Here is a 15,343-nt window from a genome sequence, read left to right as displayed (position 1 = left end):
CGCTCCTGCTCCTCTTACTTTTCCCCAGCGTGAGGGCACCTCACGTCCGGCTTATCCGAACCTTAAGTTTGTCTGTGGTGGTGAACAGCGGTGAACGTGGCGCGTACGGCGGCGTGGTCCGATCCGTACCCGGCTGGCGCGCGTCGGCCCTGCTGAGAAGGTCGGAGCCCGGCCCGTGCGGCCCGCCGGACACGAATGCCGTGGTGAGGGCTGTCTTAAGTGCCCTCACGGGCGTGTTCGGCCCACCTTGAAGGCACCTGAGTGCTTGGTTACCTTGCCGTAGCAACCCCCTCAGGCAACAGTCGCCGCACCTGCCGCACCTGCCCGGTCGCAGCTTTCCGGCGCTCATCAGAAATCGGGATTGGTACATGGCCGACCAGAATGTGCCACCACGTCGACCGCGGGACGACCGCGGCTGGGACGGACGCCAGCACCACACCTCGGACACGTACGGCGACCCCTCCGCGTCCGCGTCGTACGGGTACGACTCGCCCCACCCCTACCAGGGCGGCTACCCGGCGCAGGGCGACCCGCGCGAGCAGTACGCCGACGGGTACGCGTACAACGCACAGCCCGCCCCCGGCCCGCGCGGGCCGCAGTGGGTCGGCCCGGAGGGCCTCGGCCGTCCCGCCCCGTCTCGCCCCGCCGGCACCGGACTGCCCACTCTGGACGACGACGACGAGCCGGGTCGCAAGGTCGGCCGCCGCAAGGCCATGGCCGCCATCGGTGGCACCGCCGCCGTCGTGGCCGGTGGCGCGGCGCTCGCCATGACCCCGCAGTTCCGCGACCTCTTCGGTGACGAGGCGGCGGCCGACGCCACCGGCAGCACGGTGACCGACGGCACCGCCGCGCGCCCCAGCGGCCAGCAGCCCAGCACGGTGCGTACCTACACCGAGCAGAACGAGAGCTACATGGGCTCGCGCGCCGGTGAGGCGCTGAAGAAGAACGCGCCCGCCGGTGGCCGTACCTTCTCCGGTCCGGCCGCGGCCGCGGCGGCGACCGAGGTGACCGTCAAGACGGTGCTCGCCAAGGACCCGATCCTGCACCTGGCCCGGCGGGCCACCTTCGGGGCGACGCCCACGGTGGTCGCCGACATCAAGAAGCAGGGCATCGACGCCTGGATCCGGTCGCAGCTCGACCCGGACAAGATCGAGCCGAGCAAGGCCGAGCTGAAGCTCGCCGAGCTGCCCACCCAGTCGCTCTCCGTGCAGCAGTTGCGTGATCAGCGGGACAAGCTGAACGACCAGGGCGCCCAGCCGGAGCGGGAGGTGGTCGACGCCACCCTGGCCCGGCAGATCTGGTCGAAGCGTCAGCTCTTCGAGGTGATGGTCGACTTCTGGAACGACTTCCTGCACGTCGCCGCCGACTTCGACGGCGGGGAGGTCTACCGCACCTCGTTCGACAAGGACGTCGTGCGCAAGCACGCGCTGGGCAGCTACCCCGAGATGCTGGTGGCGGCGAACAAGCACCCCGCGCTGCTGATCTACCTGAACCAGAAGGACTCCCGCAAGGACGCCATCAACGAGAACCTCGCCCGGGAGAACCTCGAGCTGTACTCGGTCGGCGTCGACGGCGGCTACAAGGAGGGTGACGTCCGGCAGGCCGCCATGCTCCAGACCGGCCGTGGCGTCGACGACAAGGGCCAGTACGTCCTGCGCGTCAACCAGCACTACATGGGCAAGGTGAAGATCCTCGGCTTCACCCACGCCAACACGTTCAGCATCAAGGACGTCAACAACCCGACGGCCAAGGAGATCGCCGCCGTGGACGCGGCGATCGACAAGTACATCACCTACATCGCGCTGCACCCGTCGACCGCGAAGTACGTGGCGCAGAGCCTCGCGACCCGGTTCGTCTCGGACACCCCGCCGAAGTCCCTGGTGGACCGGCTGGCCAAGACGTACAGCAGCAACAACGGCATGATCAAGCCGGTGCTGATGACGCTGTTCAGCTCGTCGGAGTTCTGGGCGGCGGTGGGTCAGAAGGTCCGCCGGCCCATGGAGTACCTGGTCGCCACGTATCGCACCCTGGGTGTCTCGCCCGAGGCGTCGGCGAAGAACGACAACGGCGACAACAAGCGCACCCCGTTCGCCCGGGGCCTGCGGCAGATCCACGACAAGCTGCGCGAGCTGGGCCAGTACCCGATGGGTCAGCCCACCCCGGACGGCTACCCCGACGTCTACGTCGCGTGGACCTCGGCGGGCACGATGGTCAACGGCTGGAACGAGGCCGGCGAGATCGTGGCCGGTTACCGCACCGTCTTCACGTACACCTCGCCGGAGAAGCTGGTCAAGGCGCCGGCCACCGCCGGGGCGTACGTGGACGCGCTGTCCCTGCGGCTCGTGGGCCAGAAGCTGAGCACCCGGGAGAAGAACCTGATCCTCGGCGTGGCCGGTGTGGCGGCGACCGCCAAGGTCGACGCCACGTTCAACGGGGCCATCACCGCCGTCGCGCGGGCGATCCTCGCTTCCCCCCAGCACCACCTCCGGTGAGGCACCCGATGGAGAAGACTGTGTACAACTCTTTCCCCCTGCACCCCGAATGCCCCGACGTGCGGCGGCTGGCCGACAACCCGGCCGAGGCGCTGCTGCGCGCCGAGGCCGACCTCGTGGCCGCCGAGAACGCGGCCGAGGCCGACCGTTACCGCCGGCTGGAGGACCTGGAGGAGGCCCAGCAGGACGGGCGCGGCGTCACCCGACGGACGTTCGTCGCCGGTGCCGCGGCCACCGCCACCGCACTGGCCACCGCCCAGTTCGTCACCACCTCGGCGTCGTTCGCGGCCACCAAGACCGGCACGCTGATCCACGTCTTCCTCTACGGCGGTCTCGACGGGCTCAGCCTCGTCGCGCCGGACGGTGACGCGGTGCTCGCCAAGGCCCGGCCCGACCTGCTGCTCGGCAACGACTCGCTGGCCCTGAGCCGCGGCTTCAAGCTGACCAGCGCGTTCAAGCCGTTGGAGAGCTTCCTCAAGGCCGGTCAGCTCGGCTTCATCCCGGCGGTCTCCGACGAGCGGCTGTCCCGCAGCCACTTCCAGGCCGCCGACGCCTGCAACCTGGGTGGGCTGCCCAACGAGACCGGCGGCCGGGGCTGGCTCGACGGCCTGGTCGACAACCTCGGCAAGGGCACCGCGTTCCGCAGCGTCGGCATCGGCAGCACGCTGCCCCGTTCGCTGGTCGGCAACAACGGCGCGCTCTCGCTGAACAGCGTCGGCTCGCTGCGGCTCAACGGCGACGACAAGTTCCGGGCCGCCACCGAGAAGGCCATCAAGGGGCTCTTCACCGGGATCAACCACCCGGTGGAGGAGGCCGTGCAGGAGGGCATGGGCGCCCTCGCCACCGCGCAGAAGCTCGCCGCCAAGCCCTACCAGCCCGCCGCGGGCGTCAAGTACGAGGGCGTCGGCAACGCGTTCCAGCAGCTCGCCCAGCTCATCAAGGGCGGCGCCAACGTCCGGGTCGCCACCGTCGGCATGGGCGGCTACGACACCCACGAGAACCAGGGCACCCAGAGTGGCGGCCAGCTGCACCGCCGGCTGAACGAACTGGCCAGCGCGATGGCGGCGTTCTTCACCGACCTCGGCCCGCAGGCCGCCGACGTGACGATCATGGTGTCCAGCGAGTTCGGCCGTCGGGTCAGCTCGAACACCGGCGGCACCGACCACGGCCACGGCGGCGTGGTGACCGTCCTGTCCGGCAAGAAGCTGGCCGGATCGCTGCTCGGCACCTGGAACGGCCTCAGCAAGTTGGACTCCGGCGACGTGCCGGAATACAACAACATGTTCAACGTCTACGGCTCCCTGGCACAGGGTCGCTTCGGGCTCACCAACGCCGAGGTGCAGAAGGTGTTCCCGCGCATGAAGTACGCCCCGATGAAGCTGTACGCGTGACGTACCCGGGCACCCACGCCGCCGGCCGCCGCACCGGGACCTCGTCCCGGCACGGCGGCCGGTCGGCTGCTCCCGTACCCCCGCAGGTTCCGGACCGGCGCGGACCCGGCGGCCGGCGGTTGCTGGCCGTGCTGCTGCTGGTCGGGCTGCTGGCCAGCGTGCTGCCGTGGTGGCTCGGCACTCCCGCCGGTTCGCTGCGCAGCACCGCCGCGACCCTCACCGCCGGCGGCCGGATCACCGGGCTGATCGCCGGTTACCTGCTGCTCGTGCAGGTGCTGATGATGAGTCGCCTGCCGGTGCTGGAGCGGTGGATCGGCGGCGAGCAGATCGGCCGCTGGCACCGCGACATCGGCGCGACGCTGCTGGTCGCCGTGCTGGCGCACCTGTCGCTGATCCTCGTCGGGTACGCCGACCTGCGGAACCACTCGGTGTTCGCCGAGGTGGGCACGCTGCTCGGCAGCTACGAGGACATGCTCTCGGCCTTCGTCGCCACCGGCATCATGATGGTGATCGGGTTCAGCAGCGTCCGGGCCATCCGGCGCGCGCTGCCCTACGAGCTGTGGCACCTGCTGCACCGGTCCAGCTACCTTGTGCTGCTGCTGGGCTACGGACACCAGTTCAGCCACGGCGCGCAGCTCTACAAGCCCGGCCCGGTACGCACCGGCTGGATCGCGCTCTACCTGCTGGTGGTCGCCGCGCTGCTCTGGGGACGGGTGATCGCGCCGCTGGCGTTCAACCTGCGCTACAAGCTGCGCGTCGCCGACGTGGTCGCGGAGAGCCCGGACACCATCTCCGTCTACCTCACGGGTGAGCGGCTGGGCCGGCTCGCGATGCTCGGCGGACAGTACTTCCGCTGGCGTTTCCTCGCCCCCGGCTGCTGGTGGCAGTCGCACCCGTTCTCCGTCTCCGCCGCCGCGAACGGCCGTTGGCTGCGGCTCACCGTCAAGGTCGTCGGTCGGCACACCGCCGACCTGCGGGACCTCGAACCGGGTACCCGCGTGTGGGCGCAGGGCCCGTCGGGCACCTTCACCGCCGCGCACCGGGTGCGTGAGCGGGCGCTGCTGATCGCCGGCGGCAGCGGCATCACGCCCATCCGGGCCATGCTCGAGGAGCTGCCGCCGGGCGCGGCCCTGATCTACCGGGCCCGCACCCCCGCCGACGTGCTGCTCAGCCGCGAGCTGGACTGGCTGGCCCAGGAACGGGACACGTCGATCTGGTACGTGATCGGCTCCCGCGACGACCCCGGCCCGCGCCAGCTCATGAGCCCCGACGGGTTGCGCCAACTGGTACCCGACGTGGCACGGCGCGACGTCTACCTCTGCGGACCGTCCGGGCTCGTGGAGCAGTCGGTGCGCGCGCTGCGCCGCGCCGGCGTACCTCGCCGGCAGATCCACCTGGCCACCTTCGAGCTGTAGGAAGGCATCGCATGCGTCGCGCGTTGCTCGCGATCACCGGCCTGGCCGCCAGCACCACCGCCCTGGTGGTGCTCAAGGGCTCGCCGGGCACCACCCAGGTCGCCCAGAACCTGCCGACAGCGCAACCGGTCAACCCCAGCGGGCCGGGGGTCGACCCGAGCGTCGCCCCGGCCGCCGACCCGTCGGGTGCGGCGCCGCAGCCGTCGGAGACCGCCGACGCGCCCGTGTCGCCGAAGCCCGGCAAGACCACCGCCCGGCCGTCCGGCACGAAGACCACCGCCAAGGCGCCGACCGCGCCGAAGACCACCAGGGCGCCGCAGCAGCCCACCACCCGCCGGATCACCGGGCCGACCGTGGACACCGCCGACGACTACGGGTACGTGCAGGTGCAGATCGTGGTCTCCGGCAACAAGATCGTCGACGCGGTGACGTTGTCGCTGCCCAGTGGCGGCGAGTCCGACATCCACAGCGGCGACGTCCGCAACGCGTACAACGGCAGCGGTGGCGAGGTGGTGAAGAAGCAGAGCGCCAACCTCAACACCGTCTCCGGGGCCACCGCCACCAGCAACGCGTACAAGTCGTCGCTGCGGTCCGCGATTGAGCAGGCGTTCTGACGTGCCGGCCGCGATGACCCGGCCCGGGCTGTGCCGGGTCGAACACATCATGGGTACGACGATCACCCTGGACCTCGCCGACGATCTACCCTCCGCGCGGCTGCGTGAACTGGCCGACGACGTCTTCGCCTGGATGCACGAGGTGGACGCCCGGTTCAGCACGTACAAGTCGGACAGCGAGGTGTGCCGGTTCGACCGGGGCGAGGTGCTGCTCTCCGAGGCGTCGGCGGACCTGCGCTTCGTGCTGGAGGCGTGCGCCGACCTGTGGGGCGTCACCGACGGGTTCTTCGACGCGTACGCCACCGGCGGGCTCGACCCGTCGGGGTTCGTGAAGGGCTGGGCGGCGCAGGTCGCCTCGGACCGCCTCCTCGCCGCCGGGGCGGCGAACCACTGCGTCAACGCCGGCGGCGACGTCCGCGTACGGGGTTTCTCGCCGACCGGCGAGCCGTGGCGCATCGGCATCCGGCACCCGTGGGACGAGATGGCGACGTGCCTCGTGCTCGCCGGCACCGACCTGGCGGTGGCCACCTCCGGCGTCTACGAACGGGGTCGGCACGTGCTCGACCCCCGCCGGGGCGCACCGGCCAGCGGGCTGCGCTCGGTGACCGTGGTCGGCAGCGACCTAGGCGTTGCGGACGCCTACGCCACCGCCGCCCTGGCCATGGGCGCGGCCGGGATCGGCTGGCTGGACCGACTGACCGACCACACCTACGCGGTGATCACCGACGACGCCCGCCAGTACCACTCCACCGCCCTCCCACAAACGGCCTAACCCACCCCCGCCCCGTCCCCGCGACCCGCCCCTGCCCCCGCGATCTTGCAGTTTCTGTTGTCGATTCGCCCCTTGTGATAGGGAATGTCGCCACACAAAGTGCAAGATCGACGAGGTGGGGGTGGGGGTCGTGGGGGCCGGGGGGTTAGCGCAGGGGGCGGTGGGTGGTGGCGGGGCGGGCGCCGGTGGGGCGTGGGCGGCCGGGGCGGGAGCCGGTGGGGCGGGTGCCGGCCCAGCGGTGCCCTCGTTGGCCGCGGCGGGGCGGCTCGGTGCCACCGGGATACGGCGACCGGTCGTGAGTGGACATCGTTCCCCCGTTCGTGGCGCGCGTTCGCGCCGTCACCTGCTCAACGAGGACCGGTGGCCCGGCGACGTTGTCGGTCACCGGATCGGATCGCATCGCCGGCCGGCCCCGGCTCACCTGCCCCGGCGGGGCAGCGGCAGGTGTCCGGGGAGCAGGTCGTGGGTGAGCGTCACTCCGCTGGCGCGCAGCGCCTCGATCAGGGTGTTCTGCACCAGGTACGAGTCGGGAAGCTGCCAGCGGGCCTGCTCCGGGGCGACCGCCCAGCGGACGGTGCCCTCGGGCAGCCGGGTCGGCGGCGCGGGGATCCACGAGCCCGGGCCGTGCCGGACGACGTGGAAGCAGTGCTCCAACTCCGGCCGCAGCGGGTCGCCCGGTCGCACCAGGAACATCCACCGGCCGGTGGGGGTGACCAGCACGGGCCCGCGTACGCCGGTGCCGGCCGGGTGGGTCTGCACCGCGTCGAGCACGTGCCGGCCGAGGTGCGCGGGCACCTCCAGCACGTCGAAGGTCCGCCCGGTGGGCAGCAGCACGCCGTGTGGGCGCGTCCGCCACCAGGTGGCCACCCGGGCCGGGTCGGTGGTGGCGGCCAGCTCCCAGTTCTCCAGCGCGGGGTGGCAGCCCACCGTGGGGCAGCCGGCCCGACCGCACACGAACCTGCTGCGGGCGAGGCAGGCGCCGGGCGTCACCTCCCACCCGTGTACGGCGTACCGGATGGCGACCCGGCGCAGCCGGACGCGCTCCAGCGGCGACAGTTCGGCGACGCGTGGTCCGACATTCCCCCACATGTGTGCCATCTCCCCTCGGTCGGGCCCGGCGGACGCCAGGTCGCATTTCGAGCACCGTCACTGCCGTAACCCACGATCGTTGAGGTTGACGAACGGCTCGTGCAACTTGCACGAAAAGTACGAGGACTGGCTGTCCGGCTGACGTACAGGCTGTGCGACCAGCGGAAACTGCAAGACGAACGACTGATCGCCGCACCCGCGGACATCGCCCCCGCCCGATCGGCGGCGGCAGGGGAGGGATGGGGAGATGGACGAGCTACCCATTGGACGGCGAGTGGCCTACTGGCGGGGGCGACGCAAGATGTCGCAGCAGGTCTTCGCGGACCGCCTGGGCAAGTCGAAGAGCTGGGTCGACAAGGTCGAGCGGGGCGTCCGCCGGCTGGACAAGTTCTCGGTCCTCTACGAGATCGCCGACATCCTCCAGATGGACGTGCAGCTGCTGCTGGGCCGCGACCCCGAGCGGCGTACGGACGCCCTGAACTGCATCGACCAGATCGAGGTGCAGGAGATCCGGGCGGCCCTCGAACGGTACGACTCGATGAGCGCGTACTTCGACGCCGTGCCGTACCCGCCCCCGCTGGACGACATGCGCAAGGCCGTCAACCACGCCTGGCTCACCTACCAGTACGGCCGCTACGGGATGCTCACCCGCGCGCTGCCCAAGCTGCTGCGCGACGCGCAGGCCGCCGACGCCGCCTACAGCGGGGCGCAGGCGCCGGAGGCCGCGCACCTGCTCGGGCAGGTCTACCAGATCGCCTCCTCGGTGCTGCGCAAGCTCGGCGAGTTCGAGCTGGCCTGGCTGGCCGCCGACCGGTCGATGGCGGTCGCCCAGCGTGCCGACGACCCGCTGCTGGCCGGCATCGCCACCACGCGGGTCTGCAACGCCCTGGTCGCCATGGGCCGGGCCCGGCCGGCGCTGGAGCTGAACGTGCAGATCGCCAACCGGCTGGCCCCCGGCGGCGGCAACGACGTCTCGCCGGCCCGGCTGTCCGTCTACGGGATGCTGCTGTTGCAGGGGGCCATGGCCGCGTCCCGGATCGGCGACTCGGCAAGCGTCGACGACCTGATCAACTGTGCGCAGGAGGCCGCGACCCTGCTCGGCGGCGACCACAACCACTACTGGACGTCGTTCGGCCCGACGAACGTCGAGCTGCACCGGGCCGCCGCCGCTGTCGAGCTGGGCGACGGGGGCCGCGCGGTGGAGGTCCACCAGTTGCGCATCGCCGAGCCCGACTTCAACGCGCTGCTGCCCGAGCGCAGGGCGCACCACCTGCTCGACATCGCCCGCGGGTACGCCCAGATCGGCGACGTCGCCAACGCCGGCGAGATGCTGCTGCTCGGTGACCGGCTCGCGCCCTCGGAGATCCGCTGCCGACCGATCGCCCACGAGGTGATGTCCGACGTCCTTCGTCGCACACGGGGTGCGCCGCCTTCTCCGGTAGCGGAGTTGGCTGAGCAAATGGGAGTAGGGGTATGAGCGCGGAGCCGGTGTGACGACCGGCCAACCACACACCAGCGAGCACCGCGCGGTGCTCTACGTCATCGCCTGCGGTTCGCCGTTGGCCCGTCACGTCGGACGCCTGGTGGAGTTGGCCCAGGCCGACGACTGGGACGTCTGCGTGGTCACCACGCCGGACGGCGCGAAGTTCGTCGACCAGGCGGCCCTGGTCCGTCAGACCGGCCACCCGGTACGGACGCACTACAAGAATCCCGGTGACCCGGACGTGCTGCCGCCCGCCGACGCCATGGTCGTCTGCCCGGCGACCGTCAACACGGTCAACAAGTGGGCGGCCGGCATCGCCGACACCCTCGCGCTCGGCCTCCTCGTCGAGGCGCAGGGCAGGGGCATCCCGATCGTCGCCGTGCCGTACACAAACGTCGCGATGGCCGCCCACCCGGCGTTCCGGGCCGGCGTCGCCCGGCTGGCGGACTGGGGGATCACGGTGCTCTTCGGCGACCATGTGGTCGCCCTGCACCCACCCGGTACGGGCGAGCAGCACATGCACGCCTTCCCCTGGGCAATGCCGCTGGCGGCCCTGCGGACCGTCGCGTACCGCGCCGCCTGAGCCGGCCCGCCGGGCCCGGGCGCGTCGGCGGCGCTGCCGCACCGGCGGCTCGCGCGGCGTCGCCAGTTCGCGGCCAGCGAGGGCCGGTCGGACCGCCGGCCGACGCGGCCAGGGCCGGGTGTCACCGCCTGCGGGCCTCCGCGCCGGTAAGCTGGCCCGCCGTGAGCACAAGCGGATCCGGCCCCACGGTGAGCGACGTGGTGGCCGAGCTGGAGCGCCGCTATCCGCCCGTCTGGGCCGAGGAGTGGGATCGTGTCGGCCTGGTGCTCGGCGAGCCGACCGCCCCGGTCCGCCGGGTGCTGTGCGTGGTCGACGTGGTGCCCGAGACGGTCGCCGAGGCACTGACCGTCGAGGCCGACATGATCGTCGCGCACCATCCGCTGCTGTTGCGCGGGGTGTCGTCGGTAGCGGCCACGACCGTCAAGGGGCGGATCATCCATGACCTGATCCGGGCCGGCGTGGCGCTGTACGCGGCGCACACCAACGCCGACGTGGCCTCGCCGGGCGTCTCCGACGCCCTGGCCGCCCGGTTCGGCCTGACCGGGCTGCGCCCGCTGCAACGGCCCGCGCCCGGCTCTGCGGCCTCCGGCGACGATCGTGGCTTCGGTCGGATCGGGGAGCTGCCCCACCCGATGACCCTCGCCGAGCTGACCCGGCACGCCGCCGCCGTGCTTCCCGTCACGTCCTGGGGAGTTCGCGCCGCGGGCGATCCCCGGCGTATGGTTCGTACCCTCGCCGTCAGCGGCGGGTCGGGGGACAGCTTCCTCGGCGCCGCGACCGCCGCCGGGGTGGACGCGTTTCTCACCTCCGACCTGCGGCACCACCCGGCCAGCGAGCACGTCGCCGCCGATGGTCCCGCCCTGATCGAGGCCGCCCACTGGGCGACCGAGCGACCGTGGCTGGATGACCTGGCCGCCTTCCTCCGGAAGGCGCCGGGCGTCGAGACGCTGGTGTCCGACCTGGACACCGACCCGTGGACCGTGCACGCCGCCGCACCCGTTGTGGACGACAAGGAGCCCGACCGTGAAGGCTGACCCCCAGGTCCAGCGCCGCCTGCTCGATCTTCAGGCGCTCGACACCAACCTCGCCCAGCTCGCGCACCGCCGCCGGTCGCTGCCGGAGCGGGCCGAACTGGAGGCACTGGCCCGGGAACTGTCGTCGCTGGAGGACGAGCGGGTGCGCGCCCAGGTGGCGGTCGACGACCTGGACCGGGACATCGCCCGCCTGGAGAAGGACGTCGAGCAGGTCCGCGCCCGCAAGGAGAAGGACCAGAACCGGCTCGCCGCCGGCACCGGCCCGGCCCGGGAGCTGGAGGCGCTCCAGCACGAGCTGGCCTCGCTGAACCGGCGTCAGGGTGACCTGGAGGACGCCGAGCTGGAGCTGATGGAGCAGCGGGAGACCGCCCAGGGCGTCCTCGACGGCGTGGAGCAGCGGTTGGCCGACGCCCGGGAGAAGCGGGCCGCCACCGAGCAGCGCCGGGACGACGCGCTGGCCGAGATCGCCAAGGAGGAGGAGTTCAAGCGGGGCGCACGGCAGCCGCTCGCGGCCGACCTCCCCGGCGAGCTGGTCACCCTCTACGACAAGATCCGCGAGGACACCGGGCTGGGCGCGGCGCTGCTCACCGCCGGCCGCTGCGGCGGCTGCCGGCTGGACCTCTCCGGCGCCGACCTGGCTCGCATCCGCAAGGCCGCCCCGGACGACGTGGTCCGCTGCGAGGACTGCCGGCGGATCATGGTCCGTACCAACGAGTCGGGTCTGTAGGTCGTGGCGCCGCGCGTGGTCGTCGTCGAGGCCGACGGCGGGTCCCGGGGCAACCCCGGACCGGCCGGCTACGGCGCGGTGGTCCGTGACCCGGAGACCGGCGAGGTGCTCGCCGAGCGCTCCGAGTCGTTGGGCACGGCGACCAACAACGTCGCCGAGTACCAGGGCCTGATCGCCGGTCTGCGGGCCGCCGCCGAGCTGGACGCCGCCGAGGTGGACGTCCGGATGGACTCCAAGCTGGTCGTCGAGCAGATGTGCGGCCGGTGGCAGATCAAGCACCCCGGCCTGCGTCCGCTCGCCGCGCAGGCGGCCGCGCTGGTGGGCCGCTTCGGCGCGGTCCGCTTCACCTGGATCCCCCGCGAGCAGAACCGGCACGCCGACGCGCTCGCCAACGCCGCGATGGACGCCGCCGCCGGCCGACCCACCCCGTCGGCGTCCCTCGGCACGCCGGCCTCGGCCAGCGCGCCGGCCGGGGGCGCGTCGACGGGCAGCGATCCGGCGACCGCGCCCGCCTCCTGGGAGCCCCGTCCGAGCTTCACGGCGACCCGCCTGATCCTCGTGCGGCACGGCGAGACCGCGTACACCGAGCAGGGCCGCTACTCCGGCCGCGGCGACGTGCCACTCTCCGAGCGCGGCCGGGCCCAGGCCGCGGCCACCGGCGCGCGCGTGGCCGCCCTCGCCCCGTCCGTCGCGGCCGTGCTCAGCTCACCCCTGTCCCGGTGTACGGCCACCGCGGCGGCGATCGCCGAGGCGATCGGTGACGTGCCGGTCCGCACCGAGGCCGACCTCATCGAGTGCGACTTCGGGCAGTGGGAGGGGCGCACCTTCGCCGAGGTACGCCAGCAGTGGCCGGGGGAGATGGACGCGTGGCTCGCGTCGCCGCGGATCGCCCCGCCGGGCGGCGAGTCGTTCACCCACGTCGCGGAACGTGTCCACCGGGTCGTCGACGCGCTGCCGAAGGCGTACCCCGGAGAGACCGTGGTGGTCGTCTCGCACGTCTCGCCGATCAAGCTGGCGCTGCGCGACGCCCTCGCCGCCACCGACAGCTTCCTGCACCGGCTCTTCCTGGACGCGGCCGGCATCTCGGTGCTCGACCTGTGGCCCGACGGCGGCATCGCCGTCCGCACGGTCAACGACACCGCGCACCTGCCCGCCGCCTGAGCAGCACGCCCCCCGCCGTTCGGCGCAGCCGATGCGCCGTTCGGCGCAGAGCCGTCCGCGCCCTGATCGTGACGGCGGTCACAGAGTCGTAGCCTCCGGCCGTTACATCGAGTGCCTCGACTCCCCGGAGGTGTGTCAGATGGCTGCACCCGAACCGGAGGCGCCTACCACGGCGTCATCCAGGGCGAAGGACCACAGCCCCTGGAACTGGTTGCTCCTGATCCCCATCGTGGTGCCGCTGGTCCCGGCGTTCTTCAACAGTGACGCGCCCCGGATCTTCGGATTCCCGCGCTACTACTGGCTGCAACTCGCCTGGATCCTGCTCGGCGTCTCCACCACGACGCTGGTCTACCAGGTGACGAAGAAGCGGGGGACCCGCTGATGTGGCGCGACCATCTCACCGAGATCATCGTCTTCTCGCTGCTGTTCCTGCTGGTCAGCGCGATGGGTTTCGTGGCCGCCCGCTGGCGCGCGCCGAAGGACATGGCGCACCTCGACGAGTGGGGTCTGGGCGGGCGCAGCTTCGGCGGCTGGATCACCTGGTTCCTGGTCGGCGGTGACCTCTACACGGCGTACACCTTCGTGGCGGTGCCGGCCCTGATGTTCGGAGCGGGGGCGGCCGGGTTCTTCGCCGTGCCGTACACGATCGTGGTCTACCCGCTGGTCTTCCTGGTGCTGATCCGGCTCTGGTCGGTCTCGCACCGGCACGGCTTCGTCACCCCGGCCGACTTCGTCCGTCGGCGGTTCGACTCGCCCGTGCTGGCGCTGCTGATCGCGATCACCGGGATCGTGGCCACCATGCCGTACATCGCGCTGCAACTGGTCGGCATCGAGGCGGTGCTCAAGACGATGGGCGTGACGGGCGACAGCACCCTGGCCCGGCACCTGCCGATCATCATCGCGTTCGCCATCCTCGCCGCGTACACCTACCAGTCGGGGCTGCGCGCGCCCGCGCTGATCGCGTTCGTCAAGGACAGCCTGATCTACATCGTGATCCTGGTGGCGGTCATCTACCTGCCGTACAAGCTCGGCGGCTGGGGCGACATCTTCGACGCGGCGGACGCGAAGTTCCAGGCGTCACCCAACCCGAACGACGGCATCCTGCTCAACGGCAACAACCAGCTCCAGTACGTCACCCTGGCGTTCGGGTCGGCGCTGGCCCTGTTCCTCTACCCGCACAGCATCACCGGCGTACTGGCCAGCCGGAACCGTGACGTGATCAAGCGCAACATGTCGGCGCTGCCCGCGTACAGCCTGCTGCTCGGACTGATCGCGCTGCTCGGCTACATGGCCATCGCGGCCGGCGTGAAGCCGCTGCCGGGCGCATCCGCCGGGAGCGTGGACAACAACACCATCGTCCCGCTGCTGTTCGACCAGCAGTTCCCGGACTGGTTCGCCGGCGTCGCGTACGCGGCCATCGGCATCGGCGCGCTGGTGCCGGCGGCGATCATGTCGATCGCGGCGGCGAACCTGTTCACCCGCAACATCTACAAGGAGTACCTGAAGAAGGACGCCTCCCCGGCCCAGGAGGCCAACGTCTCGAAGATCACCTCACTGGTGGTCAAGGTCGGCGCGGTCGCCTGCATCGTGTTCCTCGACCCGCAGTTCTCGATCGACCTCCAGCTCATCGGCGGCGTCATCATCCTCCAGACGCTGCCGGCGGTGGCGCTGGGCCTCTACACCCGCTGGTTCCACCGCACCGCCCTGATCGCCGGCTGGGTCGCCGGCATGGGCCTCGGCATGTGGATGCTGTACCAGGTCGCCAGCCCCACCCGGAAGCACTTCGGAGGCTCGGCGTTCCCGCTGGAGAAGTTCGGCTTCGACACGCCCAAGACGATCTACGTGGGCATCGTGGCGGTGCTGGTCAACCTGGCCGTCGCCGCCCTGCTGACGCTGATCCTGCGGGCTCTGAAGACGCCCGACGGAGTCGACGGCACCGAGCCGGACGACTACTTCGCCGACGAGGGCGACCCGCGCGTCACCCCCGGCGCCGAACGCGACGCCGACTCAGCGCGCGAGCCGGTCGCCTGACCGCTGACCCGCCCGGCTGCCGATGCTCAGGTCATCGTCCGCCGGGCGGGTGCGTCTGCCTGTCTGGTCTGGCCTGGGTCGGCGGCCGGGCTGGCCCGGCACCCTGGGCTGGTCCGGCACCCTGGGCTGGCCTGGCACCCTGGGCTGGTCTGGCGGCTTGGGCTGGCCAGGTGGTCTGGCCTGAGTCCGCGGCCGGGCTGGGTTGGCGGCCGGCCGCACTGGCCCGGCACCCTGGGCTGGTCTGACGGTGTGGGCTGGTCTGACGGCGTGGGCTGGTCCGACGGCGTGGGCTGGTCTGACGGCGTGGGCTCGCCTGACCCGGCCCGGTGTGCTTCAGGCGCTTTGGAGTTGATGTCACAAACGAATCGGGGTGGGTCTCCTGCGGGGTGACTCGTTGGCGGCATCAGCTCCAAAGCGCTTGTCCACCACCCACCACCCCCGGGCTCCAGCAAGGCGACATCCCTCCGCGCCGATCTTGCACTTTCGGTTGTCGATTTAGGGCATTGTGCGGCACTTGTCGGCACAGAAAGTGCAAGATCGCTGGGGCTGGG

The 15,343-nt window shown here is 71.7% G+C and carries 13 protein-coding genes; 12 read left to right on the top strand and 1 reads right to left on the bottom strand.

Features of this window, described 5'->3' with window-relative positions; genetic code table 11:
• Positions 1-368: 368 nt before the first annotated feature.
• Genes ACQPZK_RS23585 through ACQPZK_RS23565 form a run of 5 tightly spaced genes read left to right on the top strand, consistent with a single transcriptional unit; the run spans position 369 to position 6,684 of the window.
• Positions 369-2,492 carry a DUF1800 family protein gene (locus ACQPZK_RS23585; protein WP_433535072.1) on the top strand — a complete coding sequence of 708 codons (2,124 nt, stop codon included), beginning with the start codon at positions 369-371 and terminating at the stop codon, positions 2,490-2,492.
• Between the two features lie 8 nt (positions 2,493-2,500).
• Positions 2,501-3,883 carry a DUF1501 domain-containing protein gene (locus tag ACQPZK_RS23580; protein WP_433535071.1) on the top strand — a complete coding sequence of 461 codons (1,383 nt, stop codon included), beginning with the start codon at positions 2,501-2,503 and terminating at the stop codon, positions 3,881-3,883.
• On the top strand, positions 3,880-5,298 hold the full coding sequence (locus ACQPZK_RS23575; protein WP_433535070.1) for a ferredoxin reductase family protein: 1,419 nt from the start codon (positions 3,880-3,882) through the stop codon (positions 5,296-5,298). Before ACQPZK_RS23580 ends, ACQPZK_RS23575 begins: the two co-directional genes overlap by 4 nt.
• Before the next feature lie 11 nt (positions 5,299-5,309).
• Positions 5,310-5,912, top strand: a complete 603-nt coding sequence (locus ACQPZK_RS23570; RefSeq protein WP_433535069.1) for an FMN-binding protein — start codon at positions 5,310-5,312, stop codon at positions 5,910-5,912.
• 49 nt (positions 5,913-5,961) lie between these two features.
• A complete protein-coding gene (locus ACQPZK_RS23565; protein WP_433539290.1) occupies positions 5,962-6,684 on the top strand; it encodes an FAD:protein FMN transferase in 723 nt (240 codons plus the stop codon).
• Positions 6,685-7,101: 417 nt separating this feature from the next.
• Here ACQPZK_RS23565 and ACQPZK_RS23560 read toward each other — a convergent pair whose 3' ends face one another.
• Positions 7,102-7,773: a bifunctional DNA primase/polymerase gene (locus ACQPZK_RS23560; RefSeq protein ID WP_355051440.1), complete on the bottom strand. Its 672-nt coding sequence runs from the start codon at positions 7,771-7,773 to the stop codon at positions 7,102-7,104.
• Positions 7,774-8,020: 247 nt separating this feature from the next.
• Between ACQPZK_RS23560 and ACQPZK_RS23555 the strand changes: the two genes are divergently transcribed.
• From ACQPZK_RS23555 to mctP, 7 genes are all read left to right on the top strand, one after another.
• Positions 8,021-9,250 (top strand): helix-turn-helix domain-containing protein, encoded by a 1,230-nt coding sequence (locus tag ACQPZK_RS23555; protein WP_433535068.1) that lies wholly within the window; start codon positions 8,021-8,023, stop codon positions 9,248-9,250.
• Between the two features lie 13 nt (positions 9,251-9,263).
• The gene (locus ACQPZK_RS23550; protein ID WP_433535067.1) at positions 9,264-9,839 is read left to right on the top strand and encodes a flavoprotein; all 576 of its coding nucleotides are present in this window, start codon (positions 9,264-9,266) and stop codon (positions 9,837-9,839) included.
• A 197-nt stretch (positions 9,840-10,036) separates the two neighbouring features.
• Positions 10,037-10,873 (top strand): Nif3-like dinuclear metal center hexameric protein, encoded by an 837-nt coding sequence (locus ACQPZK_RS23545; RefSeq protein WP_433539289.1) that lies wholly within the window; start codon positions 10,037-10,039, stop codon positions 10,871-10,873.
• Positions 10,863-11,600 (top strand): zinc ribbon domain-containing protein, encoded by a 738-nt coding sequence (locus ACQPZK_RS23540; RefSeq protein ID WP_433535066.1) that lies wholly within the window; start codon positions 10,863-10,865, stop codon positions 11,598-11,600. Before ACQPZK_RS23545 ends, ACQPZK_RS23540 begins: the two co-directional genes overlap by 11 nt.
• A gap of 3 nt (positions 11,601-11,603) precedes the next feature.
• The gene (locus tag ACQPZK_RS23535; RefSeq protein ID WP_433535065.1) at positions 11,604-12,761 is read left to right on the top strand and encodes a bifunctional RNase H/acid phosphatase; all 1,158 of its coding nucleotides are present in this window, start codon (positions 11,604-11,606) and stop codon (positions 12,759-12,761) included.
• A gap of 139 nt (positions 12,762-12,900) precedes the next feature.
• Positions 12,901-13,143, top strand: a complete 243-nt coding sequence (locus ACQPZK_RS23530) for a DUF3311 domain-containing protein (RefSeq protein WP_433535064.1) — start codon at positions 12,901-12,903, stop codon at positions 13,141-13,143.
• The gene (mctP, locus tag ACQPZK_RS23525) at positions 13,143-14,792 is read left to right on the top strand and encodes a monocarboxylate uptake permease MctP (protein WP_433535063.1); all 1,650 of its coding nucleotides are present in this window, start codon (positions 13,143-13,145) and stop codon (positions 14,790-14,792) included. Before ACQPZK_RS23530 ends, mctP begins: the two co-directional genes overlap by 1 nt.
• Positions 14,793-15,343: the final 551 nt, after the last annotated feature.

Source organism: Micromonospora sp. CA-249363 (assembly GCF_050950185.1).
Taxonomy (GTDB): domain Bacteria; phylum Actinomycetota; class Actinomycetes; order Mycobacteriales; family Micromonosporaceae; genus Micromonospora.
Note: the sequence above shows the minus strand (reverse complement) of the source record. Positions and strands in the feature narration are given on the sequence as shown.